We start from the raw sequence: 24,773 nt of genomic DNA, 5'->3' as shown, positions 1-24,773 counted from the left end.
GTTACGCACCCGTCCGCCGCTCGTCAGCGAAGTGCAAGCACTTCCTGCTACCGCTCGACTTGCATGTGTTAGGCCTGCCGCCAGCGTTCAATCTGAGCCATGATCAAACTCTTCAGTTTAAATCGTTTTGTCATTTCATTCCGAAGAACAAAACAACGGCTCAATGTCACAATTAAACGTACATGAATTTACAGGTATGTTCGCTTGATCAATTAAGCATCTTAAAGTGTTCTCAGCGCTCTTTATAAGAGAACTGATTAACCGATGCCATCGCACAAGCGCCCACACGAATTGTCTGATATCTTGTTAAAGAACTGATTAAATCATGGTGATTTAATCGCTGATTCAGCAGTCAGTGCCGATCAGCAAGGCCGCCTATCTTACCGTGGCGACTTTCGTTGTCAAGCGTTCGTTTTTCCGAAGAAGAAAGAAGCTTTCCAACTCGCTAACGTTGCTCTCAAGCCCTGTCAGCGGAAGCGCATCTTACCGCGCCGGTTTGATTTGTCAACCGGTTGTTTTTCATTCACTTCCAAACAACCCATTTTCAAACCGCACTTCCCGGTCAACGATGATGATTCATTCTACTGATCCGTGGGTGACCGTTTCAGGTTAGCCCGTGGAAGAGCGGCGCATTCTACACAAACCAAATGTAATGACAAGTATTTTTATTTCAGGTTGATGCAATAAAAGATCTCTCTATCCACCCGTACATCTTTTAGGGAGTCACCAACTGCACACTTGTTGCGGTGCCATTCATTATGCCCGGCTGAAATCAAATGCCAGCACATCTGCAATATTGCCTGTACCAAGCATCAACATAAGAAGCCGGTCAATGCCCATCGCTACGCCTGCACAGTCGGGCATTCCGTGTTCCAGTGCCGCTACCATGTTTTTGTCGTAGGGGTAGATGTCATAGCCTCTCTCCTGACGCTTTTGCTGCTCTTCTTCAAAGCGTTGCTTCTGCTCCTCTGCATTGAGCAGTTCATGGTAGCCATTGGCCAGCTCGACCCCGTTAACAAACAGTTCAAAGCGTGAAGCTACCGGATGCCCATCCCGATTGGTGGATAACCTGGCCAGTGCTGACATGGTGGCCGGGTAGTCATAGACAAAGTAGCCTTCCAGCACTTCTGAATCTGTGGACCCAAGGTTCGGCTCAATAAATTTTGAGAACAGAAGGTCCAGGCAGTCACTTCTTTCAAGCCCCTGAAGTTTGGCATCCACCTTATCCCTGACCAGCTGGCTCAGCGCTTCATCCGATGCGATGTATGGATTGACTCCCAGGTACTCTGCAAACAGCTCACCATAGCTGCAGCGCCGGACCTCCCGGAAGTTGCAGACACTACTCAGCAAATCGGCAACATCATCCATCAACCGCCGGTCATTCATACCAACCCGGTACCATTCCAGCAGGGTGAACTCCGGATTATGCCGCCCTCCAGCTTCTCCATTTCTGAAGACTCGCCCGAGAGAGTAAATATCGCCACTGCCCGCTGCCAGCAGCCGCTTCATGGCAAACTCCGGCGAGGTGTGCAGGTAGCAAAGCTGTGACTGGCCATGACCAATGGGGCTGAACTCTGTGGCAAAGCTGTCTATATAAACATCCACAGTGGCGCTGCCGGACAGCATCGGGGTTTCTACCTCCATGACCCCCTGAGCATCAAAATAAGCCCGGGTCTTTTGCAGTAACCGCGCTCGTTCTTTAAGCGCCATCATTGAAGCCGATGGGTGCCATACATCATTGGCCATAAATTGCTCCTGAGTAATATTCATTATTTAAGGTAAGTGAATTGTGTCGGTAGTTGTAGAGCTGAAAAAACAAACCCTGCCAAAAGTAGCAGGGTTTGCTGCACCTGCTCATTACTGCTCAGGCTGGCCAGGGTATAACTGAGCGGATTGCCTTTAACTTCACCAGGGGTGAAGGTATCAATACCAAACACCAGGTTTCACCCCAGAGGTACTCAAACTCACCCCGTCATCGGTAATTTGTTTGTTATCAAAGACCAGCTTGCCCTGATAGGTAAGTAGTTAACCAAATGAAATCGTATTTTTTTGACTAAGTGGACAGAATGGTTATTTTCAAGGAACCGCTCTTGCAAATATATCACCACAATGGGTGATGCCATTTATAGATAATAATGATTGAGTTCAGTCGAGCCCGAGCAGGACTCGCCATGAAAACCCATGGACTATGGAGAAGTACCTGATACGGAAAACACAGGCAATTTAATCGACAGTAAAGTAGTGGAATATGCGTTTTTACATAGACCGCGCAGAACATTGTACGTACATAGTACAAAAAAACAGCAGAACAAAAACAAGATGGGGCAGCGGGAGCACCACCCCACGGGGGGCATAAATTACTTCACACGACCCACATATTCGCCAGTACGGGTATCAATTTTGAGGACTTCACCCTCAACAATAAACAGGGGCACCTTAACCACCGCGCCGGTGCTCAGCTTGGCTGGCTTGGAGCCGCCCTGGGCTGTATCGCCCTTCAGGCCCGGATCGGTTTCCACCACCTGGAGTTCGACAAAATTAGGTGCAGAAACCGAAAGAGGGGAACCATTATAAAGAGTAACCGAGTATACTCCCTGCTCTTTGAGCCAATCGATGGTATCACCCACGGCTTCACGGCTGGCTGCATGTTGTTCGTAGGAACCATCAGTCATCATGAAGTGCCAGAATTCACCGTCGGTGTAGAGGTATTCCATATCGAGGTCCATAACGTCTGCCGCTTCCAGACTTTCGCCGGATTTGAACGTACGTTCCCAGACGCGACCGGACATCAGGTTACGGAATTTAACCCGGTTGAATGCCTGACCTTTGCCAGGTTTTACAAATTCGTTCTCAATGATCGAGCAGGGATCGCCTTCGAGCATTACTTTAAGACCAGAACGAAACTCATTGGTACTATAACTAGCCATTGGACCTTACCAGGAGATCAAAAACCCCTATGATAACCCGTTCGGAGCTCAGTGTGCAGTCGAGGGCGCAGATAAGTACGCAGACAATCAGCGATTTCGGCTGCTGGCAGGCACAACTGGCAGGGGCCATCACCTCCCCGGAGCAGTTGCTGGCCATGTTGCAGTTGAGTCCGGCGCTATTATCACCGGCACTGAAAGCCTGTCAGGAATTTTCACTGAGAGTACCCCATGCCTATATCCAGCGAATGGTGCCGGGGAACCCTGACGACCCGTTGTTGAGGCAGGTTCTGCCTGTTGGCGAAGAGTGCCAACACATTGAGGGTTATGGCCTGGACCCACTGGCAGAACAGTCGCAGAATCCAACCGATGGGGTTATCCATAAATACCATGGCAGGCTGTTGCTAATTGTCGGCGGGGCCTGTGCGGTGAACTGCCGCTTCTGCTTTCGCCGCCATTTCCCGTACCAGGATAATCGGCTGGACCAGGACAGCTGGCGCAATGCCATAGAGTACATTCGCTCTGATACCAGCATAAAGGAGGTGATTCTCAGTGGCGGGGACCCATTGGCCAACAATGACCGCCGGTTGGCGAACATTGCTGCCGAGCTGAACGCTATTGATCATGTGGCCACACTGCGCATTCATACCCGTTTGCCCGTGGTGATTCCTGACCGGGTCACCGATGAACTGATCAACTGGTTTGCCAGACAGCGCCTGCAACCAGTGATGGTGATTCATGCCAACCATGCCAACGAGATTGATGACAGCGTTCGTGAAGCCATGTTCCGGCTCAAACAGGCAGGCGTAACATTATTGAACCAGGCTGTGTTGCTTAAGAGCGTTAATGATAGTGCTTCGGCGCTTATTCAGCTTGGCGAAGCGCTGTTTAAAGCTGGCGTACTCCCTTACTACCTGCACCTGCTAGACCCGGTGCACGGTGCCGCTCATTTTGATGTGCCGGACGTTACAGCGACTCGTCTGATACAAGAGGTTATGGCTAACTGTCCGGGCTATCTGGTGCCCAGACTGGTTCGGGAGATTCCCGGCAGACCCGGCAAAACATGGATACTCTGACACTTCTCAATAAAAAGTCAGACATTAGTCGTACAATTTACTAAAAGTGATAAAGCTTGCTGGACTGGTATATTCGTCTCAGCATAATTATCATAAATACAGAGTTCGCTACTGGAAATAAATGGGTGGAGTGTTACTGGTAACGCTATCACCCGGAAAGGCGACATTGATTCAATAAAAAGATTGCTCAAGAACCGTTACTGACAGGATGTCATAGCCCCGCTATTGGAATTTAAGAATGGAATCTGCAAATACTCCTCACCTGGAGCTGCCCAGCCGTAGCCTCAATTCTCTCTCTTTTTGTCCTGATGGGGCAGCATCAAACAGCAATAAGCTGAAACAGTGGCTGAAAGGACTACCTCTCACAGATCACCAGCAAAGTGGAGAGCGCCTGGTCCACGCCCTGGATGAACTGAGCAGGCTTGACTGTCCCCCCGACGAGCTATTTGCCCTCGCAGAAGCCATCCGGTCGCCTGCACTGTCAACCGCCGCCAATAGCTATCAACGACATCTACAGCGATACATTACATTTGCATCAAGTCAGCAAAGCTGGTTTGATCTGTGCAAGCGCCTGTATATGGGGTTGGCAAACGTCTATAAAGCCGTGGTTCAGTGCTGTCTGGATAATAAAGAGCATGCCAATTTACTTGCAGCCGCGCTGCATCGGGCTGTTTCGGAGAGTGCAGCAGCGTATTTATTCCATTGCCTGCTTTATCGCCCTGCACCTGAACGCCTGTGGCTTGAACTGCATACGCTATACCAGCTTGCCGCACGCCATAATCATCAGGGCTTCCAACAGGAAGATCCTTATGACCCCAAATCCAGCCCCATGTCGCTGGAAAACCTCTATAAACGTGCCCTGATGCTGTCACGCAGTAATACCGATCAATTATCACCCGGTGAAATCCAGCAGGTCTGGCAAATGTTAAGCCTCTGGATCAGCCACGGCAAAATCCAGCCCGAGTCTGGCCTGAAAACCTATTTTTCTGTACGTCTCAACAGTGACGGAGGCCTTGAATATGCATTACCAGAGCCTGATAAAGTGCATCCCGGCGTGATTGGTCTGAATATCCGGGTATTGACGGCGCACCTGGCAAAAATAAAAGAAGATCCCAAAGCGGCAAATGTGTTGCCAACGGAATTGATCCAACATCTCATATCAAGCTGGGGACCGATCCAAAAGCGATCCGGTCCGCGCAGAGCTGCTTCGGACCCATGTGAAACCTGCTTTGGATTTACCGCGCTTCATTATCATCTCTCAGGTAAACGACGCTTTGAGGATATTATTGCCGTTCATTCTGATGCTGCTGGCAAGAGTAGCTTCTCAGAGGCATCTGATGATATCTGGTCACAGGCCCATGACGCTGAAATCAGAGATAAACAAAACAGCCCTTCAGCGGGTGAGAGAATTGCCTTTAATACGGAAGAGACCCCGGGTAACAACCACCTCTCTGTCTTGCCAGCCGAGATCATCAATACCAGCAACACCGGGCTCTGCCTGAAAATCAACAGCAAGTTACCCAAACAGTTTCATGCCGGTGAACTTCTTGGCATCCGTCCGGATAAAGTGTCACCCTGGGCCCTGTACAGTGTGCGTTGGCTGGGTATTTCAGCGCAGAATGAAGTAACTTTTGGTGTCAATCTCTTCACCCCATCAGTAGAACCAGTGGCCATATCCTTGATACACAAAACTCAGGCAGCCAGCCACTTCCAGAGATCACTGATGTTAACCGACCCCAACGCGCCCTCTCTGGTCATACCAAATCTCTCCGGCAGGGAGGGAGCCAAGTTTGAGTTGATTCAGAATGACACCCTGCTGAAAGGTCAACTTATGAGCTGCATGAATACAACGCCAACCTGGAGCCAGTACCAATTCAAGCTGTTTGGGTAAACTTTTATGGTTTCTGATCCCGGTAATCAAGTTCCCGGTGCCGGTCACAATTCCGTGGGAGCACTCTATACCTTTGAATTGCGCTTGTCGTAAGATGTTGAAACAGGCTCATACCGTTTCAGGGAGCATCTGCTGACGTAAGAGCTGCCTCATTCAAAATAATAGTGATCAATCTCCCATGAATTACCGCCGACAAACCCTACGCTTGCTTGCCCTGGAAGACTCGCCAAACGATGTGGAACGCTGGGTAAAGTTGTTTCGCAATGCGGGCCTGCCTCACCGGGTACAACATATTGCTTCCATCGAAACCATGGAGGAGGCCCTGTCAGAGCAGCCATGGGATGTCGTGCTCAGCGCTGAAGAAACCACCAGGCTTAATGCACAGCAGGTACTGGCCATCATTGAAAAACACCAGAAGGATATTCCGGTTATTGTCACCCTGCCGGAATACAATCCTCAGCGTACTTCTACCTGGCTATCTGCCGGAGCCAGAGACGCGATACCCAGTGCCAATGAAGAGCATATACTGCACGCCGTTCTCCGTGAGCTCACCAGCCTGGAAGACAGGCGAAACCTCAGCAATGCACGCCAGGAGCTGAACGAGTCCAACAAACGTTGCCAACTGTTACTGGCCAATGCCTCTGAAGCCATCGCCTATATTCACGATGGCATGCATGTGGATGCCAATGCTGCGTATCTTCAGCTCACGGGCTACGACCATGCCGATGATCTGGCGGGCATACCCCTGATCGATATAATCGCCGCACAACATCAAGCTGAGATCAGGCAGATGTTGAAGCAGTTTGGGACCAACCAAACGATTGACCCGGTTGAATGTGAGCTGGTTCATACCGATGGCCACAGTACCCCCGTCAGCCTTCGCTTATCCGCTGCGCAATACGATGATGAACCCTGCATCCAGCTGATTCTGTTACCGGTAATGGTTCCCGTACTCAGCCAGCCGGTGAACCATAAGGCCAGTGCAGACACGAAAGAACAGTTTCTTGAGCAAGCCGCATCTGCGGTTACAGCAGCAACAGAGGCAACACTGGCCTGGATACAGCTGGATGACTTCCAGAATTTACGACAAGAAGCCAGTATTGACGGCATTATCTCCATACAGGAATCCATTGTGCGGATGGCTGAGGAACTCTTCCCCGCTGCCGCTGTCTGCCATTACACCGATGACAGCTTTTTGCTGGTTGAAACAGCAGGTAATCCGGATGATGTCCAAAAACGCCTCATCACCTTGCAAAGTGCCATTGATGAGCACCTGTTCGGTAGTGAAGATGAAACGCTCACAGCGACAGTCAGTATCGGTTTTGCGGTTAAAGAGCATCAGCAAGGCGTCACCATACTGTTAAATAATGCAGAAAGTGCCTGCCAGCGCGCCATTAAAAATGCCGAACGTCTTTGCCGCTACTCCAAAACGGAAGAACTCGATGAGAAAGCCAGGGATGGCGATGTACAGGCCATGATCCGTCAGGCTTTGTCCCAGGATTCATTCCGTCTGCTGTTCCAGCCTGTCATCAACATTACCGGTTCCGAAGAAAAACAGTATGAAGTCTTCCTGCGCCTGCACTCCCACCAGGGAGAAGTGGTAGAAGCTGGCACGTTTATGGCGGCGGCAGAATCCTCCAGCCTGATGCCGCATATCGATCGCTGGGTTCTTCGTCAATGCGTGCGCCAGTTGGCACAGGTCCATAAACAGGGACAAAGCGTTCGGTTGCTGATTCACCTGAGTCACCTGTCCATCCAGGGAACCGAGTTAGCCCAGTATCTTTCCGGCCTGTTGAAAGCGACAGATTTGCCGCCTGACAGTATTGTCCTGCAACTGCCAGAGTCCATCGTGCTCCAGCAGCTGAAACGCATTGTGGATTTTGCTGAAGCTATTCACAATATTGGCTGCCAGCTGGCCATTACCCGATTTCAGGGTGACTCCCGTTCCATGAAGATACTGAAGCACCTTGATATCCAGTTTGTGCGCCTGGACGGCAGCTTCACCAGCAAGCTGGACGAAAACAGTGATGAGAACATCATCAAAATGCTGGATATCCTCAAAGAACATAATATTCGCAGTATTGTGCCAAAGGTGGAAAGTACCCGGACACTGGCACACTTGTGGCGAATGGGTGTTGATTACGCGCAGGGGTATTATATTCAGGGACCAATGGAAGCGATGGACTTTGACTTTGGCTGACAGAAGTAAACAGACGTTAGGGTGGACATTAAGCTTACCCCACTATTTTCATTGGGTTTCGGATGGAACCACGAAGGACACAAAGATCACGAAGGATAAGAAAAGCTCTTCTTTGTGCTCTTCGTGTCCTTCGTGGTTACGTCTTTAGCTTCCCGAAGCCGGGAGTAGGCGCTTAATGCCTACCCTAAGAATGACAGACAGGATGTGTAACGGTCCTGTCTGGTTTAGTTAAGCAATTTCTGATCGTTCTTCTATATTAATCGTTCGAATAAAAATATCATGGATTTTACTCTTTATGATTCTTCGTTCTCACAAAAGGCCTCATACAGCTACTGAGACCTTTGTTTCTGCGCATCCTTTGTCCGATGCGTTCCTCAAGGGGAAAAAGATAAGAAAGAATAATAACCAGGACAAACCCGGTCAGTCTTGCTTATCCACAATGGATAACCCAACCACTAAAGCGACTGCAACAGGGAATAAACAAAGAACCATTTCATTACGACCATTGCCGACCAGATTGCTTCGATTACCCCTTCCGGAGACCAACGGAAAAGAAATCAGCCCCACAATTCCCAACAAAGGACGCCGTGCTGCCTATAAATGCCAGAAAATTAATGCACCCAATATTCGCGGTTCTCAGGAAACGATCATGACCGGCTATATTGACCCGGCAATAATCACAGGCATTAATCGTGATATAGAGGCCATGGGCTTCCCGTACCACGAAATAATAGCCCGACAAGGCAATGCTACAGGCAGTCTCGTTCCCAGGTGGGAAGCCTATCTGGCAAAACTACCGAGTACACAAGCCACGTTCATGTGTCATGGTGATGCTGGGCTTGTACGCTCGTGGGCAATCCCGATGCCAGCAGAAGAACCGGACCGCGCAATATTGGCTGCCAGCCATGCCACCATTGCTCATCTGGTGAATCATCTTCACACCCTCAACCCTGATATTAAACGCTATTTTGGCCAGAATGCCCTGCGCCTGACGTCTATTAATTTTTATTGTCGCCGATCTGAAAACCCTGAAAACAACGCCATGCTACCATCGAATCACTGTCTTGGCTGGCATGTGGATAAGGGCAAGGTAGGCCAGCTGGTGGCTTGTATCAATCTGGCCGGTCAACGAACGCTAACCATACGAAACAATGATCAGCTGACCACCATTGAATCGAATGAACCCGGCCATTTTTACATAATGGATGCAACCCAGTTCGAGCACGCAGTCCATTTAACCGACACTGACAATAGTATGGCTCTGATTCTCAGATCACCTTACCCTGAGCTACCCCGGGGCTTTGAAACCTCTGATTTCTTTGCCAATAACGATCTATTTTTACCCAGTTCAAAATCAATGATCAGAGCTTAAGCAATAAGCCTTTATCAGGAATATCCTGTTCATCATGGGTCACCATAAGCGCAGGAATGCTTCGGCTCTGAATCTGTTGAAAGACGAAGTGCCGAAAACTGCTTCTCAGTGTTGCATCCAACTTGGAAAAAGGCTCATCCAGCAGCAGGGCTTTGGGTTCCGATAACAGCGTTCGCATCAGGCTGATTCTTGCTTTTTGGCCACCGGACAACATGGATGGATTCAGCTCGAAAAAGCCCGACATTCCGCAGTCAGCCAGTGCCTGCTCTGCTCTTTCCCGGCGCTGGGATTTCCGGTAGTGCGCAGGCAGCGCAAAAGCCAGATTCTCACCCACCGTCATATGGGGAAACAACAGGTGGTCCTGAAACTGCAGACCTACCTGTCGTTTATAGGGCGGCAGGTTATTCAGTACTACCCCGTCCAGAATCACCTGCCCTGAGCAACCAAAGCTGTTTGGCAGCGTCCCGCAAATCAGATTTAACAAACTGCTTTTACCGCAACCACTGGGACCCAATACCGAAAGCACTTCACCGTCGTCCACGCAACAACAGATGTTATCCAACAGCTTCTGGCCATTCAGCGTAATATCAATTTGATCAAGAATCAGGCTCAAGAGTGGAGTCTCCTGGCAAAACGTCCATGTCTGATTGTCCAATAGCTCAGGAAAAAAGCCATGGCATAAGCAATGAAAGGCAGGAGCATTTGAACAAGCCCGTAGACACCAATCAACCGTCGATTTCCGCCGGAAACCAGACTGATGGCTTCGGTTGTCACTGTCTCCACCCGGCCAGCACTGGCAAACAGGGTCGGCAGATATTGGGCAATACTCACCGCAAAACCCAACGCCAGACTGGCCATCACCGGACGCCAGAGTATGCCCAGTTTCACCCGCAAAAAGGTCTTCAGCCAGGACCCGGATAATAACAGTCCCTGAAGACTGTGACGCTGATCATAATGCTGCCAGGGGCCTGACAAACTCAGAAAGCAGTAGGGCAATACGAACAGCAAATGCAGTCCGGTGACCGTCAACCAGTGACCCTCAGCTCCCCATTGCAGCAGAAGTAGTTGAACACCAAACAGAAAAGTCATTTGCGGCAAAAGTAATGGAATATACATGGCCCCCCTGGTCAGCAGGGCCAGCCACTTTCCGGCAGATTCACTGTTTTGTCGCTGGAGATCATTCAGCTCCAGCAAAATAACCGAGATAATGTTGGCCGCCAGCGTGGCGGTCACGCCGATCAGCAGGGAGTTCACAATGGGCTCACTGATACCCTCCCAGGCTCGCTGCCAGCTTCGTAAAGACCAGTCTGGCCAGAGAGAAGGGAATCGCCAGCGCCAGACAAAAGACCAGATCAGCAGAGCAGCCCCACCTGACAGAAACAGCATCACCAAACCCTGCCAGACTTTCCTGCTGAACGACAGCCAGAGACCACTGAACCGACCACGGTACCCATTGATCAACCAGTATCTGAGCAGTCTGTTCATGGTCCATTCCGTCAGGTGAAAAGCACCAATAACAGAGGCCACCAGCAGCAACAAGAGCACACTGCCCGATGCGGCAAGCAGGCTTTTGCTCAAATCCGGATCATTTATCCACTGAAAAATCTGTACGGCAAATGTCGGAGGGTTTGCAGGCCCAATCACCAGTGCCACATCCACCACAGAGATGGCGAACGCCAATACGGTATACACTGGCAAACGAATCATCGGGTAGAGGCGCGGCCAGATCAGCTTAAGCCAGATAACACCTGGCTGGTATCCCAGGCTTCCGCCCAGTTTCAGCGTATCGGCGACGGGCAACTGCACGACAGACGTCGCCATCATAAACAGCAAAAAAGGGGTTTCTTTAATAATCAGAATCAGTATCAGGCTTATGCCGTATTGATCCTGGATCGTCTGCCAGTCAGGGGGAAAGCTCCACCCGGCAAAAACAGCAATAAGCCGGGCCAGCAAACCACTGGGCATCAACACAAACATAACCCCAAAAGCCAGTGCCACATGGGGCACAGCCATCAAGGGTGCCAGCCACCGCTGAACCTTATGCCAAAGGGGGGTGCCCCAGGTGCAACAGATCACACCAAAAGCAAGGAACAGGGATAACAAAGTGGATGCAACAGAGGTCCAGAGACTGAGCAACAGCATCTCGATAAGCGCGGGTGTTTCCAGCAGCATTTGCCAGGAAGAAAAGCTGAATGTGTCAAACCCCAGGACCGGCATATACCCAAAGGCAGGCAGCATAATACTGCCCAACCCGGCCAGGACCGGGAATAAAAACAGAGCCACCAACCCTAAAGCAAGTAACCGTGAAACAGACCTGACAAATACCTGCTGTTCACACTTTATCAATAAACTCACTGGCGGTATCTTGCCTTCCAGGCATCCTCAAGTTCAGCGACCCAGGAGCTGTGGGGTTCCGGAAGCACTTTACCTAACGCTTCAGGCGACAGGGTTGCCGGCCCCAGGGGCAAACTCGTAAAGCGTTTGCGTTCAATTCCCTTTAACTGGCTCATGCTGAGCACCGTAGGGTCTCCCCAGACATCCGGATTCGCTTTGTGTGCCTGTGCCTCCGGTGATAGCAGAAAATTAATGACGACCTGTGCTGCCCCGGCAGAATCACTGTTGAAAGGAATCGCCAGAAAATGAGTGTTTCCCAATGTGCCCGCATTATGGACGTATGTTCTCACCGTGTCTGGCAGCTCCCCATTGGCAATAGCAGAGCTGGCATAGGCTGGATTAAAGGTCATTGAGAGTAAAATTTCACCGTCGTCCAACATGGGCGTCAGCGCCAGATTGTTGGCTGGGAACGTCTCGCCCTCTCGCCACAATAAAGGGTGAAGTTCATCAAGATATCGCCATAAAGGAGAGGTTACCGCATCGAAATCCGCCTCAGAAACGGGCTTTAACAGCACACCAGGTTCTGGTGTCAACTCACTCAACAACTGCTTCAGAAACGTCGTACCGACAAAATCGGGGGGCAAGGGGTACGTCACACGCCCTTTATGCTTTCTGGCAAACTCAAGAAGTTCTGAGGCATTGGCTGGCGGGACCGTTTCTTTTCGGGAAAACGAATCGGTGTCATAAATAAACACCAGTTGTGCCATCCCCCAGGGCGCTTCGAGGCCATCAACAGGCTCACCAAAGTCGAGCACCGTGGAGGGGTTCTCTTCTGGGTCCACGCCCTTGAACGAGGGTAAGTCCTGAACAAAAGGACCAAACAACAGGCCGTTTTGCTTCATTGAACGAAAGTTTTCACCATTAATCCATACCAGATCAACGGTGCCATTACTGTTTCGTCCGGCTGCTTTTTCCGCAAGTACGCGACTTACGACATTTGATGTATCACTGACTTTGACATGTTTCAGTGCAATACCGTAGCGTTTATCTACCTGATCGGTAGCCCAGTCAATATAATCATTGATCTGCTCGCTTCCCCCCCAGGCATTGAAATAAACCGTCTGCCCTTTTGATTCCTCAACGATTTCCTGCCAGGTGGTAGTTTTTGCTTCGCTGACACTGACACTGCTGATAAAAGCGACGGTAGCCATGACCAAAGCCGTTGAGGCTTGCTTGCTCCATGTACTTATGATGTTCATATTACCTTTCATATCAAAAGCCAGACTCTGTCGTTAATTGACAATGATGGTTACCGTCTTCATCGATGGTCAGCGTCACAACGATGGGACGGCAGCACACCTGACAATCTTCAGTGTAAAGCAATGATTCATCCGTCTCCGTGAAGCCAGCATCCAACAGCAGTTCGATTGGCTCTCCACAATACGGGCAATGATCCTGCCAGCTTATCCACTCATCCATCGCGAACACCTTTTCTCAGTCAGGAGTATTAACCCGGATATTTCATAAACGAGCTCCCGATCTCGCTTGTCCTTTGCCGCTCTAAGGGATTTTGCTCAGTCGACCGTACTCCCCGGTACGGCGCTCCCTCACAAAATCCCTCAGAGCGACAAAGTCCTGTGCGAGATTCGAGGCAGTTTATGAAATATCCGGGTTAAGAGACTCCAGATCTTTCTCACTAAAGCCCAACAGATACAGAATACTATCCAGCCCCAGGGTGGAAATTGACTGCCGGGCACTTTGTTTCACCATCGGCTTGGCCCGAAAGGCAATTCCCAGCCCGGCCACACTGAGCATTGGCAGATCATTGGCACCATCACCCACCGCAATAACCTGATTCAGGGAAATACCCTCTTCAGCGGCAATCTGCTTCAGTAGTGTGGCTTTTCGCTCACCATTAACAATGTCGCCTTTCACCAGGCCGGTAACCTTGCCATCCACCATGTCCAGTTCATTGGCATGGATATAGTCTATGCCCAGTTTTTCCTGAAGATAGCGGGCAAAATAGGTAAACCCACCGGATAGAATAGCCGTACGATAGCCCAGTGAACGCAGGGTGCGAATCAACGTTTCTGCACCTTCGGTTAACGGCAGCTGTCTGGCAATATCGCCCAGCACAGACTCATCCAGCCCTCTTAGCATCGCCAGACGTTCACGAAAGCTGTCATTAAAATCCAGCTCACCCTGCATGGCTCTCTCAGTGATCATTGCCACCTGGTCACCCACACCTGCGGCCTCCGCCAGAAGGTCGATAACCTCCGCTTCGATCAGGGTGGAGTCCATATCAAAAACAACCAGCCGACGGTTACGCCGGTAAATACTGTCTTCCTGAAATGCCACATCAGCATCCAGGTCAGCGGTAAGATTGAGAAAGTCAGCCCTTAGCTTTTCCTGATCAGGGGCTGTACCCCGGACCGAAAACTCCAGGCATGATGAACGATGGCCGTTTTTTTCATCCGTCTGGTTATCATTGCGCAGCGATCGTCGACCGGAAAGGCGGGAAATATGGTCAATGTTCAGTCCATGCGCGGCGGTAATACCAGAGACTCTGGCGATTTGCTCCGCGGTGACATGACGGGATAACAGGGTCAATATATAACGATTCCTGCCTTGCTCAGAGACCCAGTGCTCGTAATCATCTTCGGATACTGGTTGATAACTAAACTGCAAATCACTTTCATGGAAATGAAACAGAAGATCTTTAAGCATTCTGCTGGCAACAGCAGCGGAATCACCATGACCTGAAGCCAGGTCTGGCAGACGGACAAGAATGCCCCAGGTCAGGGTATCGTGGATGACCGATTGACCAATATCCAGAATTTCCAGACCGTAGTTGGCCATAATAGAGGTTATGGATGAGGTGAGTCCCGGCTGGTCTCGGCCAGTCACATTAATCAGTATTATATTGCTCACTTTTTTCTGCACGTTTGTACTCGTTTTTATAACCACTCAAACGTTGATAAATAAGCCATTTTACAGCCATCAAAGTGTGTACGATTGTACATATTATCACTGGTATTTATACAGGGCCGGGACAAAATTGAGGATAAGAATAATCCTCTGCTGATAATTGCGTTTTCAAAAAAAAAGCGTGAAAAATTTCTGTTTTGTGGAATTTCCCCTTCTGTTCGTTGTCAAAACCACAGTCTTAAATCCTACAGTAGGGCAAAGTGATGAATAATAGTGATATTAGCAATGTGCGCAGAGTCAGGTTCAACCTGGAAAATGTCGATGTTAACTATAAGAGTGACGACGAGTATAACGGAGGACAACTTAATGGGCACTCACTGGTCAAAACCTCTGACACCCCGAAAAGCATTATCAAAAAGCCTGACGATGGACAGCAGAAGTCAATCAGTCTTGACCAACGCGGATGTGCAGACAAGCAACCATCACTGCCGATTGATCCGGGCCGTAGCAGCGTCATTGACGGCAAATCAATTAAACCCAACCACCATAGTGAAACACCCCTGCACACTGCTGAACAGCAACGCCGCACCGATATATGGCAAATACTGAAAAAGAACGACGAATTCAGTGAAGACATGGTCAACACTGCCCGGGAGGGCAATGCTGAACATCTTCAATTCCTGATCAGCAAACAACCCGACGAATCTACCCTTAATAACGCCCTTAAAGAAGCCGCCAAATCGGGGCAAAGGCATTGCCTTGAAATCCTGATCACAGCGGGAGCAAACAACTTTGACGATGCCCTGTGTGCTGCCGCCGCACAGGGGCAAGCACATTGCCTCCACCCACTGATCAGAACGGATGATAACGTAAAAGTCCTTAACATGGCCCTGTGCGAAGCCGCAAGGCATGGACAAACCCAGTGCCTCAAACCCCTGATCAATCAGGGAGCAAATAATCTCAATGGAGCCCTGTGCGCTGCCGCCGAACAGGGGCAAAGCAAGTCCCTGCCACTCTTGATCAAAGAGGGAGCGGAAAACCTTAACAATGCTTTGTATTTCGCTGTCCTGAATAAAAACAATGAGATCCGGGACCATCTGATTGATAACGGAGCGGATATTACTACCTTAGTGCACACTGCTGCCACGCAAAATTCTGTGGAGCAGCTGAATGACCAGATCATCTCGGCTTTCATCAATACTCCCGATAAGGACGGCAAAACACCACTGCATATCGCCGCTGCCATGGGCTTTACCGAAAGCCTGGAAAAGCTGCTTAAAACCGATGGAGTGAATATCAATATCACTGATAAATCCGGCGATACGGCTCTCCAATTCGCTGTCTTTAATAATCGTACAGACACCGCCATGATGTTACTGAAAGCTGACGGCATCGATGTCAATGTGAAGGATGTAAATCACTTTACCGCTCTCCACTATGCTCTCTACAAATACAATGCAGCCGACAGTACGATCGTGGAGGAGTTACTGAAAACTAGCGACATCGCGGTAAATGAGGGGGGTAAAGAGGGCTGGACACCTCTCCATGTTGCTGCCTACACGAATATTCCAGACGCCGTCAGGCAATTACTGGCCATTAAAGACATCAAGGCCTATCAAAAAGATAACAATGGCGATACAGCTCTCCACATAGCTGCTCAAGAAGGTAATACAAAGATCGTCGAGATGTTGCTGGACACTGCTGTTGGCATTGAGGTCAAACAGAAAAATGACAGAGGCCAAACGGCTCTGGATCTTGCTGACAATAATTGCAGGAAACTACTTAAAGACTTTTTAAAAGCAAATAAACACTAACGCAATATGAAAGGTTAAATCTCGTCCAGGATTATTACTATTTCTGGAACCAAATACTCATGATCGTCATAGCCGGTCATGAGTATTTTTAATCTGATTTTTTCCGGTCACCGTTACCACGTGAAGAGTCACTCTGCAAGACTTGGACTACCTGAGTGAACTCGGTTTTTTCAACAAAAAATCCTCTGTTGCAAATTACGCATTCAAAAAAAACCGTGAAAAATCCTGCTTTATGGAACCTTATATTCTGCTAATTGTCATAACTACAGTATTTAATCCTAAATACGGTTTTTAATCCTGAAGTAGGGCAAAGCGATGAATAACGAGACGATAGGTAGTGCCAAGGGCAACGTAGCCAATGCCTCCGAAAATTTTGGTTTCTTTGAAAATGATAAAAATGATGACATAGGGCAGCTTGCTGGGCGTTTACTGGTCGAAACCTCTTGCACCCGCATCACCGAGCAGCCTTACGATGCACAGCAGGTGTCAACAAGTCTTAACCAACGGGAATGTGCAAGCGGGCAATCGGCACTGCCATTGATTGGTCCGGACAGGAGCAACGTCGCTGATGACGAACCACCTGATTATGTAACCACGCTACTTAATACTGCCAATCAACATGGGGAGACACCCCTGCACATTGCTGCCCTGGAGGACAATACTGAACTCCTTAGACACCTTTTCAGTGCTATACCCGCTGGCCAACCTGTCTTTAATGACTCCCTGCTCAATGCTGCCAAACGGGGGCAAACGCAGCACCTTGACATCCTGGTCAAAGCGGGGGCAAACAACCTTGATGATGCCCTGCGTGCTGCTGCCGGGCAAGGGCAAGTGCAGTGCCTCACCCCCCTGAAAAAATTGGGGGCTAAAGATCTTGACGGTGCCCTGCGCGAAGCCGCCGCGCAGGGACAAATGATGTGCCTTAAACCCCTGGAAAAATTGGGAGCTGAAGATCTTGATGGAGCCCTGCGCGAAGCTGCCGCGCAGGGAAAATTGCAGTGCCTTAAACCCCTGATCAAGTTGGGAGCAAGAAATTATGATGATGCCCTGTGCGCTGCCGCCCAACAGGGGCATACGAACTCCCTTTTATGCTTGATCAATGAGGGGGCGAAAGACTTTAACAGTGCCTTGTATTACGCCGTTCTGGCGAAAAACGAAGAGTTAAAGGAAATTCTGCTGACGAAGGGAGCAGATATGACTTCCTTACTGCTCACTGCTGCCCGTAAAAATTCTACGGAATTTCTGGATGACCCGACCTTCCGGACCTTGTTAGACATCAATGCTACCGATAAGAACGGCAAAACACCACTGCACATCGCCGCTGCCATGGGCCATATCGAAAGCCTGGAAAAGCTGATTCATACCGATGGGGTGAATGACCCGACCTTCCGGACCTTGTTAGACATCAATGCTACCGATAAGAACGGCAAAACACCACTGCACATCGCCGCTGCCATGGGCCATATCGAAAGCCTGGAAAAGCTGATTCATACCGAAGGGGTGAATCTCGATATCACTGATAAAATGAGCCAGTCGGCTCTCCACTTAGCTGTCATAAACAATCATGCAAAGGCCGTCCAATTGTTACTGGATGCCGGCATCAAGGTCAATAAGGGGTGTCTCCATTACTTTACGCATCAACACATAGATTACTGTACGGCTCTCCACTTAGCAGCCATGCACGCTGATATAAAAATCGTCGAGTTGTTAATAAAAGCCGGCATCCAGGTCGATGCAACGAGTGGATATAACAGGACGGCTCTCCACATGGCTGCCCAATACGCTGATGTAAATGTCATCAAGTTGTTACTGAAGCACATCGATGTCAATGAAAAGAATAACGCTGGCTACACGGCTCTCCACATGGCTGCCTACACAGGTCGCAAAGACGCCATGGAGGTGTTACTGACCGCTAAAAACATCGACATCAATGCGAAAACCAATCAAGGCGAAAAGCCTATCGACCTTGCTAGAAACAGTGAGTGCAAGAGAGTCTTAAAAGCCTTTCAAAAAGCAAATAACCACAAACACAATAATAAAGGTTAAATGTCGTCTACATTATTATCTGGAACCCAATTCTCATGACCGTCATAGTCGGCCATGAGAATTGGCAATCTGATTTGTCCCGGTCAAAACCTATTTCCATGGAAACAGGTTTTGTCTGGTATCATCCTGCCGTTGCGAGAAGCACCTTGTCTCCACTTCTTTTAGTCTGGCTCTTCCCCGGGGAGGCTGTCAGAATTTACGCTATTGATTATTCATCGCAGTATCGGCTTTCCTCTCAGGAGCTTAACTTTTGAAGAAGCGTATTTTCACGCCAGATATTTTTACGCGGTTCACATCCCGCTTTTCCATCCGAACGCAGTTAATGGTCATCTTTGGTCTATTGATGGCCACGCTGACGATTGGGCTGTCGCTGGTCATCAGCAATGAGATTGACTCATCAAGCCAGCACCAGGCGGACAGTATCGGTCAATTATTGAGTGAACAGACTGCCAGCGCCGCGACCGATATGCTGGTCACCGGAGACAGGCTCAGCCTCAATGTTCTGCTCAGTCAGCTGGTGCAGAACCCTTATGTTGCTGAAGCCAGCATCTACAGCATCGATAACCAGAGAATCGCCAAAGCCATTGCCAAAACGGCGGATGAAGGCATCAGGCATCCGGTTTATTCATCGCCCATTCATTACCAGGATGTGATTGCCGGTTACGCCCGCTTATCACTCAACGAAGGCCTGCTCAGCCAGAAACCCAAAGAAGCCCTGTTCGTGATTATTGCTATCAGCTTGATACTGCTGCTGGCCGGGCTGATTTTTCTGCACCTCTATGCCTCCGGCCTGGCGACTCAGCTGCGCCTTATTGAACGACAGTTACGTTCCATTCTACCCACAGGGAACCCAATCCCGCCGATCACTGGCGAAATCACCCGGCTTTCTGCCTTTGCCGAGCAGCAGCTGCTTGAAAAGAAAATGGCGGAGCCGGAAGAGAGCGTTGAAGAGCAGCAGGAAACGTCAATGATTGCCGCAATCAAAGTCAAAAACCTGGGCAGGCTTCAGCAATTGCTGGCCCCCAGAGACTTGCAGGATATTCTCCGCACTCACAGCCAGATCATCCGTGAAGCTGCGGATTATTATGGTGGCGAGGTAACCTATACGCCAGAAGGGAATGCCTATCTGCGGTTTTCCAGCAAAGAGAGCCCGGCATTTACCTCAGATGCTTTATTCTGCTGTCTGATGATCGAAGCGCTGGCTGAAAAAGCCGGAGCAATCAATATTGCCAAAACACATATTGGTATTGGCCTGAGCGTCAGTGATCAACAGGCAGAGTTCCCGGAAGAGCAGCACCCGGCCCTGGGTGACAGTGCCGCCAGCCAGGCACTGACTCTGGCTAACCTGCCAGAGATGGATGGTATTTATATGCGCCGGTCAGAAGCCAGCTGGCTTCCCTCAGACCTTCCGGATTTTGCCGCCCTGGACAGTGAAGTCATTAATATCAAAGGCATCAAAAACGAGCAGGCCAATGAATTGAGAGGCCAGATTTTTGAGATGGTATCCATCCTGGATAAGCAATAACCAACCGATTGTCTAAATCCTTTATGTGCATGGCTGTCTGGAGCTGCAACACACGATCAAACCAGACAGTCAGTGCCATAAGGATTGAGCAAATGCTATTGGTCAAACCGGGATTGCCAATATTTCAGGCAAGATCGATTCTCACCTGCTAGGTTTTCAGGCATTGGAATGTAACTGCCTGAAGAATGAATTATGAGTTCTGTTATTGGTTTAGAGTCTGTTCAATCAGTTTCCAGTTCAGAAAATATACTGGGTTCTGAACCCAGAACTGGAATAGTCAGCTGTTATGGCAGGCAAACGTCCATCTTGCCGTCAGTTAGCACTTTTTGTTGTAAAAGAGAGCCTCCTCCCTCTACTTATGTTGAAAGCCCTGTATACAAGCCAACAACCATCGAAATAGTCACCTCCCAACCTCAACGTTCTAAAGGCAACAGCTGAAAGTAAATCCAAATTCCCCGCATGGCTCCCTCATTAAGCAATCCGGATCAAATTCTCATCTCAATCCCCCGGGCAGCCATATACTCTTTGGCTTCAGGAATAGAGTATTGCCCGAAATGGAAAATACTGGCGGCCAGTACCGCATCCGCTTTACCCTCTTTGATTCCTGCCACCAGGTGATCCAGATTTCCCGCACCGCCGGAGGCAATGACCGGAATACCCACTGACTCCGAGATAGCCCTGGTGACGCCCAGGTCGTAGCCATTTTTGACACCGTCCTGATCCATACTGGTCAGCAGTATTTCACCGGCTCCGAGGCGCTCCATTTTCAGTGCCCACTGCACAGCATCAAGGCCGGTAGGCTTGCGCCCACCATGGGTGAAAATCTCCCAGCGATCTGGCTCATCGGGCTGGCTCACTTTCTTGGCATCAATAGCCACAACAATACATTGCGAGCCAAACCGGTCAGCAGCTTCCTGAACGAATTCAGGATTGAAAACCGCTGCGGTGTTGATGCTGACTTTATCCGCACCCGCATTAAGCATGGTGCGGATATCTTCCACTTTGCGAATACCACCGCCAACGGTCAGCGGGATAAATACTTCACTGGCCATACGTTCAACGGTATGCACCGTTGTCTCCCGCCCCTCGTGGCTGGCGGTAATATCAAGAAAGGTTATCTCATCAGCGCCCGCTTCGTTATAACGACGGGCAACTTCCACCGGGTCACCAGCATCCCGAATATCGACAAACTGAACGCCTTTAACCACCCGCCCATTTTCGACATCGAGACAGGGAATTATTCTTTTAGCCAGTCCCATGACTGCAACCTTTCCAAACGCTTGTTAATTGACCAGACGCAGCGACACCGGGTAGCGGTAAAACTCTCCACTGCCCGCCTTCATGGCTGCCCTGACCATAAACACCAGAACCACTACAATGATCACTGGCACCAGTGGTAATAATAGAAACCCAACCAGCATGAACTTGAGGATAACCCAGAGAGTAGCCAGCAGTGTGATGGTGATCTGAAAGTTCAGGGACTCTCTGGCATGGTGCTCAATATAGAGCGACTTGTCCCGCTTCATCAGCCAGATCACCAGCGGTATGGCAATATTCAACCCCGGAACCATAAAGCCGAACAGGGGCAGAAGATGCGCCAGTACGGCCATATTTTTATCGTCCCGGTTAATATCGGGCCTGTTCATTGGAGGGATACCATAATCATTCATCGCAGTAACGTTGCGCTTCGTTCAGACTGAGTGTCCCTTCGTAAATGGCACGACCAGTGATCGCACCGGCAATCCCTTCCCCGGCAACCGCTTTCAGGGCACGTATATCGTCCATATCAGTGATACCACCGGAAGCAATCACAGGTATCGCCACGCTGTTGGCCAATTGCCGGGTTGCGGCAACATTGACCCCCTGCATCATGCCATCCCGGGCAATATCGGTATAGACGATGGCAGAGACACCGTCCTGCTCAAACTGGCGTGCAAGGTCAACAGCCTGGGTGTCGGTGACTTTTGCCCAGCCATCCGTTGCTACCCAGCCATCACGGGCATCAATACCCACGATCACATGGCCGGGAAACTGCTGGCAGGCTTGCCTGACAAAGTCAGGGTCGGTTACTGCTTTAGTACCGATAATCACCCAGGAAACACCAGAGTCCAGATAGGCTTCTATTGTCGTCAGATCACGAATGCCCCCACCAATCTGCACGGGCAAATCAGGGTACTTTGCGGTGATACCACGAACTGCATCCGCGTTCAGGGGCTTGCCGGCAAACGCCCCATTCAGGTCAACCAGATGAAGCCTTCGGCAACCGGCATCCACCCACCGGCTGGCCATGGCAACCGGGTCATCACCAAAGACCGTGGCATCCGCCATTTCCCCCTGACGCAGCCGGACACAGGCACCATCTTTCAAATCGATTGCAGGAATGATTAACATCGTTATGGCTTCCATGTTAAAAAGTTTTCGAGCAGCTGCAGTCCATTGGCGGCACTTTTTTCAGGGTGGAACTGCACAGCAACAATATTGTCATGACCCAGGGCGACATCGAAACCAAGACCATAGTCACTTCTACCCACCACCATCGCTGCATTGGAAACATGGGCATAGTAGCTGTGCACGAAATAGAACCGGGCATTGTCGTCGATTCCCTGCCAGAGAGGATGGGGTGGTTCAGCCTGACGGACCGGGCTCCAACCCATATGAGGAACTTTCAATCGAGCGCCTTCGCTATCCCGAAGGTCTTTCCCAAAGAACTTTACCTCACCTGATAACAGGCCAAGGCATTCAACCCCGCCATTCTCTTCGCTATGATCGAGCAGAACCTGCATACCCACACAAATACCCAGCAAGGGGCGGTTCGCTGCTACCTCCCGAACCACTTCATCAACACCATGACGCCGTATCTCCGCCATACAGTCACGGATTGCCCCTACGCCGGGAAGTACTGCTTTATCGGCAGCCAGTATCTGGCCGGGATCGGAGGTAACAATGATTCGGGTATTCGCCTCTGCAACATGTTCCAGTGCTTTACTGACGGAGTGAAGGTTGCCCATTCCATAATCAATGACAGCGACCGTCTTCATGGTTACAACGACCCTTTTGTAGAAGGCATCTTGCCCGCCATGCGCGGATCCAGGGCAACAGCCATCCGTAAGGCACGGCCAAAGGCTTTAAAGACGGTTTCTATCTGATGATGGGCGTTGCGTCCCCGCAGGTTATCAATATGCAGGGTGACACCGGCGTGATTCACGAAGCCCTGGAAAAATTCATAGAACAGGTCAACGTCAAAGCGACCGATCATGGCGCGGGTAAATTCAACATTAAACTCCAGACCGGGTCGCCCGGAGAAATCGATAACGACTCTGGAAAGCGCCTCATCCAGTGGTACATAAGCATGCCCGTAACGATACAGCCCTTTTTTGTCACCAATAGCCCTGGCAAAGGCCTGCCCCAGGGTAATGCCAATATCCTCAACGGTATGGTGATCGTCGATGTCATTATCACCAACAGCCTTGATATCAAGATCAATAAGGCCATGGCGGGCAATCTGATCCATCATATGGTCAAGAAAAGGCACCCCTGTATCAAACGATGCCTTGCCAGTACCATCCAGATTGATGGCCACACGAATCTGGGTTTCCAGGGTGTTTCTTTCAACACTCGCTTTGCGCTCAGCCATGAACTTCTCCGGTTGGATTGTCATCTATTCTGTTTGCCGGGATATTATGGTGAGCATTATATAGAGACTGCTAACTGCTCGCTAGGAGGCTGACCGAGAATAGCACCCGTAGCGAGGATGGCAGAAAATTGAGGATAAAAAGTCGGAAATTTTTAGTGAATAGTGGTTCTATTTGCTAAAAATTTCTGACTTTTTAGACCAATTTGCTGCCACCGCAGTAGGGTAGTCTATTCTCGGTCAGCCTCCTGGGAGCCTGACCGAGGATATTCTTTATTGGGACCGGACCTGTTCATAAAGATTACCTTCCAGGTTTTCCAGAAGCCTATCCACCTGCAGCCTCTGGATTTGAGCCGGTTTTGCTTTCAATGGATGAAGCCGGTCATTCACCCAGTGTGATGACCAGTTCCAGGTCGTAGTCACACACTCACGGGCGAAGGATTCAAGACCAAACCGGTCCGCCTGCTCAAGACACCCCGTGAGAAACTCATCCACATCGGACATCAGGATCGGATAGCTGCCTGCGGGTTTGCTGCTGTATTTATTCTGCGTCTGATAGAGCCAGAACTGGCTATTCTCCGGGATTTTCACATTATTAATGGACGTTAACCGCCCGGGCTTGACCAGCACACGGCAGGTCAGTTGCTGCTGACGATCTATGGACTTGATCTTATTGGTTGGCATGGAAATCAACACACCATTAAATCGTCCACCAACCAGCGGTATAACCCCCAGCTCGGTCACCTTTATGGTGTTATCCTGACGGGTTCTGGTCTGCCACCCTCTTCTGAACCCATCAACCCAGACAGGAATCTCAGGCTTAAACCCGATATTGGTTGATTTCCTGGCCTGTTCATAAAGCAGGCTACCATAACCGACGATGTACTGAGATTTTGCCTTATCAAACTCAGGGAAGCATTCATTGGCCATGCTGATGACAGGTGCTATGCATAAAATATTAAGTAACCCCATCAGCCAAATTACATTACCTGGTAATTTGAGAGCAGGGTAATTCACTTTTGACATTTTTTT

21 protein-coding genes and 1 rRNA gene are annotated in these 24,773 nt (G+C 49.8%); 7 read left to right on the top strand and 15 right to left on the bottom strand.

Features of this window, described 5'->3' with window-relative positions; all coding sequences use genetic code 11:
• The 4 genes from J7438_RS16250 to efp all read right to left on the bottom strand — a co-directional run.
• A 16S ribosomal RNA gene (locus J7438_RS16250) occupies positions 1-119 on the bottom strand; the annotation flags it as partial.
• Between the two features lie 637 nt (positions 120-756).
• Positions 757-1,746 carry an EF-P lysine aminoacylase EpmA gene (gene epmA / locus J7438_RS16245; RefSeq protein ID WP_209277377.1) on the bottom strand — a complete coding sequence of 330 codons (990 nt, stop codon included), beginning with the start codon at positions 1,744-1,746 and terminating at the stop codon, positions 757-759.
• Positions 1,747-1,769: 23 nt separating this feature from the next.
• A complete protein-coding gene (locus tag J7438_RS16240) occupies positions 1,770-1,937 on the bottom strand; it encodes a hypothetical protein (protein WP_209277376.1) in 168 nt (55 codons plus the stop codon).
• 420 nt (positions 1,938-2,357) lie between these two features.
• On the bottom strand, positions 2,358-2,927 hold the full coding sequence (efp, locus tag J7438_RS16235) for an elongation factor P (RefSeq protein ID WP_101745846.1): 570 nt from the start codon (positions 2,925-2,927) through the stop codon (positions 2,358-2,360).
• A gap of 29 nt (positions 2,928-2,956) precedes the next feature.
• On the opposite strand from efp, the gene epmB reads away from it, so the two are divergent.
• From epmB to J7438_RS16215, 4 genes are all read left to right on the top strand, one after another.
• Positions 2,957-4,000: an EF-P beta-lysylation protein EpmB gene (epmB, locus tag J7438_RS16230; protein WP_209277375.1), complete on the top strand. Its 1,044-nt coding sequence runs from the start codon at positions 2,957-2,959 to the stop codon at positions 3,998-4,000.
• Between the two features lie 238 nt (positions 4,001-4,238).
• Complete coding sequence (locus J7438_RS16225) at positions 4,239-5,891, top strand: cyclic-di-GMP receptor FimW-related protein (RefSeq protein ID WP_209277374.1); 1,653 nt, start codon at positions 4,239-4,241, stop codon at positions 5,889-5,891.
• A gap of 178 nt (positions 5,892-6,069) precedes the next feature.
• Positions 6,070-8,091 (top strand): EAL domain-containing response regulator, encoded by a 2,022-nt coding sequence (locus tag J7438_RS16220; RefSeq protein ID WP_209277373.1) that lies wholly within the window; start codon positions 6,070-6,072, stop codon positions 8,089-8,091.
• Positions 8,092-8,530: 439 nt separating this feature from the next.
• Complete coding sequence (locus tag J7438_RS16215) at positions 8,531-9,463, top strand: hypothetical protein (protein ID WP_209277372.1); 933 nt, start codon at positions 8,531-8,533, stop codon at positions 9,461-9,463.
• On the opposite strand, the gene J7438_RS16210 is transcribed toward J7438_RS16215, so the two are convergent.
• The 5 genes from J7438_RS16210 to serB form a co-directional block, all read right to left on the bottom strand.
• A complete protein-coding gene (locus J7438_RS16210) occupies positions 9,453-10,076 on the bottom strand; it encodes an ATP-binding cassette domain-containing protein (protein WP_209277371.1) in 624 nt (207 codons plus the stop codon). The two genes, J7438_RS16215 and J7438_RS16210, sit on opposite strands and share 11 nt — an antisense overlap.
• The gene (locus J7438_RS16205; protein WP_209277370.1) at positions 10,073-11,701 is read right to left on the bottom strand and encodes an ABC transporter permease; all 1,629 of its coding nucleotides are present in this window, start codon (positions 11,699-11,701) and stop codon (positions 10,073-10,075) included. The genes J7438_RS16210 and J7438_RS16205 overlap by 4 nt, the downstream gene beginning before the upstream one ends.
• Before the next feature lie 113 nt (positions 11,702-11,814).
• A complete protein-coding gene (locus J7438_RS16200; protein WP_209277369.1) occupies positions 11,815-13,056 on the bottom strand; it encodes an ABC transporter substrate-binding protein in 1,242 nt (413 codons plus the stop codon).
• Positions 13,057-13,069: 13 nt separating this feature from the next.
• Positions 13,070-13,276 (bottom strand): CPXCG motif-containing cysteine-rich protein, encoded by a 207-nt coding sequence (locus J7438_RS16195; protein WP_209277368.1) that lies wholly within the window; start codon positions 13,274-13,276, stop codon positions 13,070-13,072.
• Between the two features lie 177 nt (positions 13,277-13,453).
• Positions 13,454-14,728: a phosphoserine phosphatase SerB gene (gene serB, locus J7438_RS16190; protein ID WP_209277367.1), complete on the bottom strand. Its 1,275-nt coding sequence runs from the start codon at positions 14,726-14,728 to the stop codon at positions 13,454-13,456.
• A 260-nt stretch (positions 14,729-14,988) separates the two neighbouring features.
• Here serB and J7438_RS16185 point away from each other — a divergent pair, with 260 nt between their 5' ends.
• The 3 genes from J7438_RS16185 (at position 14,989) to J7438_RS16175 (ending at position 20,110) form a co-directional block, all read left to right on the top strand.
• Positions 14,989-16,539 (top strand): ankyrin repeat domain-containing protein, encoded by a 1,551-nt coding sequence (locus J7438_RS16185; RefSeq protein WP_209277366.1) that lies wholly within the window; start codon positions 14,989-14,991, stop codon positions 16,537-16,539.
• Positions 16,540-16,854: 315 nt separating this feature from the next.
• On the top strand, positions 16,855-18,585 hold the full coding sequence (locus tag J7438_RS16180; protein ID WP_209277365.1) for an ankyrin repeat domain-containing protein: 1,731 nt from the start codon (positions 16,855-16,857) through the stop codon (positions 18,583-18,585).
• A gap of 250 nt (positions 18,586-18,835) precedes the next feature.
• Positions 18,836-20,110, top strand: coding sequence for an AhpA/YtjB family protein (locus tag J7438_RS16175; RefSeq protein ID WP_209277364.1), 1,275 nt, complete (start codon positions 18,836-18,838; stop codon positions 20,108-20,110).
• Between the two features lie 485 nt (positions 20,111-20,595).
• Here the strand turns inward: J7438_RS16175 and hisF are convergent, their stop codons facing one another.
• The 6 genes from hisF to J7438_RS16145 all read right to left on the bottom strand — a co-directional run bounded on the left by hisF (position 20,596) and on the right by J7438_RS16145 (position 24,767).
• Positions 20,596-21,369, bottom strand: a complete 774-nt coding sequence (gene hisF, locus J7438_RS16170) for an imidazole glycerol phosphate synthase subunit HisF (protein ID WP_209277363.1) — start codon at positions 21,367-21,369, stop codon at positions 20,596-20,598.
• Positions 21,370-21,393: 24 nt separating this feature from the next.
• The gene (locus tag J7438_RS16165) at positions 21,394-21,756 is read right to left on the bottom strand and encodes a DUF4870 domain-containing protein (RefSeq protein ID WP_209202079.1); all 363 of its coding nucleotides are present in this window, start codon (positions 21,754-21,756) and stop codon (positions 21,394-21,396) included.
• 16 nt (positions 21,757-21,772) lie between these two features.
• On the bottom strand, positions 21,773-22,501 hold the full coding sequence (gene hisA, locus J7438_RS16160; RefSeq protein WP_209202080.1) for a 1-(5-phosphoribosyl)-5-[(5-phosphoribosylamino)methylideneamino]imidazole-4-carboxamide isomerase: 729 nt from the start codon (positions 22,499-22,501) through the stop codon (positions 21,773-21,775).
• Between the two features lie 2 nt (positions 22,502-22,503).
• Positions 22,504-23,148 (bottom strand): imidazole glycerol phosphate synthase subunit HisH, encoded by a 645-nt coding sequence (gene hisH, locus J7438_RS16155; RefSeq protein ID WP_209277362.1) that lies wholly within the window; start codon positions 23,146-23,148, stop codon positions 22,504-22,506.
• A 2-nt stretch (positions 23,149-23,150) separates the two neighbouring features.
• On the bottom strand, positions 23,151-23,768 hold the full coding sequence (gene hisB, locus J7438_RS16150) for an imidazoleglycerol-phosphate dehydratase HisB (RefSeq protein WP_286196628.1): 618 nt from the start codon (positions 23,766-23,768) through the stop codon (positions 23,151-23,153).
• 246 nt (positions 23,769-24,014) lie between these two features.
• A complete protein-coding gene (locus J7438_RS16145) occupies positions 24,015-24,767 on the bottom strand; it encodes a hypothetical protein (RefSeq protein WP_209277361.1) in 753 nt (250 codons plus the stop codon).
• Positions 24,768-24,773: the final 6 nt, after the last annotated feature.

The organism is Thalassotalea sp. G20_0, from assembly GCF_017744175.1.
Taxonomy (GTDB): domain Bacteria; phylum Pseudomonadota; class Gammaproteobacteria; order Pseudomonadales; family Endozoicomonadaceae; genus Endozoicomonas.
The sequence above is the reverse complement of the archived record's forward strand: the minus strand, read 5'-3'. Positions and strand labels throughout refer to the sequence as shown.

Coding starts and splice junctions, on each gene's coding strand:
- J7438_RS16205 (WP_209277370.1), bottom strand. CDS start 11,701: ATGCTGCCTGCCTTTGGGTATATGCCGGTCCTGGGGTTTGACACATTC.
- J7438_RS16200 (WP_209277369.1), bottom strand. CDS start 13,056: ATGAACATCATAAGTACATGGAGCAAGCAAGCCTCAACGGCTTTGGTC.
- J7438_RS16180 (WP_209277365.1), top strand. CDS start 16,855: ATGAATAACGAGACGATAGGTAGTGCCAAGGGCAACGTAGCCAATGCC.
- J7438_RS16185 (WP_209277366.1), top strand. CDS start 14,989: ATGAATAATAGTGATATTAGCAATGTGCGCAGAGTCAGGTTCAACCTG.
- hisF (WP_209277363.1), bottom strand. CDS start 21,369: ATGGGACTGGCTAAAAGAATAATTCCCTGTCTCGATGTCGAAAATGGG.
- hisB (WP_286196628.1), bottom strand. CDS start 23,768: ATGACAATCCAACCGGAGAAGTTCATGGCTGAGCGCAAAGCGAGTGTT.
- epmB (WP_209277375.1), top strand. CDS start 2,957: ATGATAACCCGTTCGGAGCTCAGTGTGCAGTCGAGGGCGCAGATAAGT.
- J7438_RS16145 (WP_209277361.1), bottom strand. CDS start 24,767: ATGTCAAAAGTGAATTACCCTGCTCTCAAATTACCAGGTAATGTAATT.
- efp (WP_101745846.1), bottom strand. CDS start 2,927: ATGGCTAGTTATAGTACCAATGAGTTTCGTTCTGGTCTTAAAGTAATG.
- hisA (WP_209202080.1), bottom strand. CDS start 22,501: ATGTTAATCATTCCTGCAATCGATTTGAAAGATGGTGCCTGTGTCCGG.
- J7438_RS16195 (WP_209277368.1), bottom strand. CDS start 13,276: ATGGATGAGTGGATAAGCTGGCAGGATCATTGCCCGTATTGTGGAGAG.
- J7438_RS16215 (WP_209277372.1), top strand. CDS start 8,531: ATGGATAACCCAACCACTAAAGCGACTGCAACAGGGAATAAACAAAGA.
- J7438_RS16165 (WP_209202079.1), bottom strand. CDS start 21,756: ATGAACAGGCCCGATATTAACCGGGACGATAAAAATATGGCCGTACTG.
- epmA (WP_209277377.1), bottom strand. CDS start 1,746: ATGGCCAATGATGTATGGCACCCATCGGCTTCAATGATGGCGCTTAAA.
- hisH (WP_209277362.1), bottom strand. CDS start 23,148: ATGAAGACGGTCGCTGTCATTGATTATGGAATGGGCAACCTTCACTCC.
- J7438_RS16225 (WP_209277374.1), top strand. CDS start 4,239: ATGGAATCTGCAAATACTCCTCACCTGGAGCTGCCCAGCCGTAGCCTC.
- J7438_RS16220 (WP_209277373.1), top strand. CDS start 6,070: ATGAATTACCGCCGACAAACCCTACGCTTGCTTGCCCTGGAAGACTCG.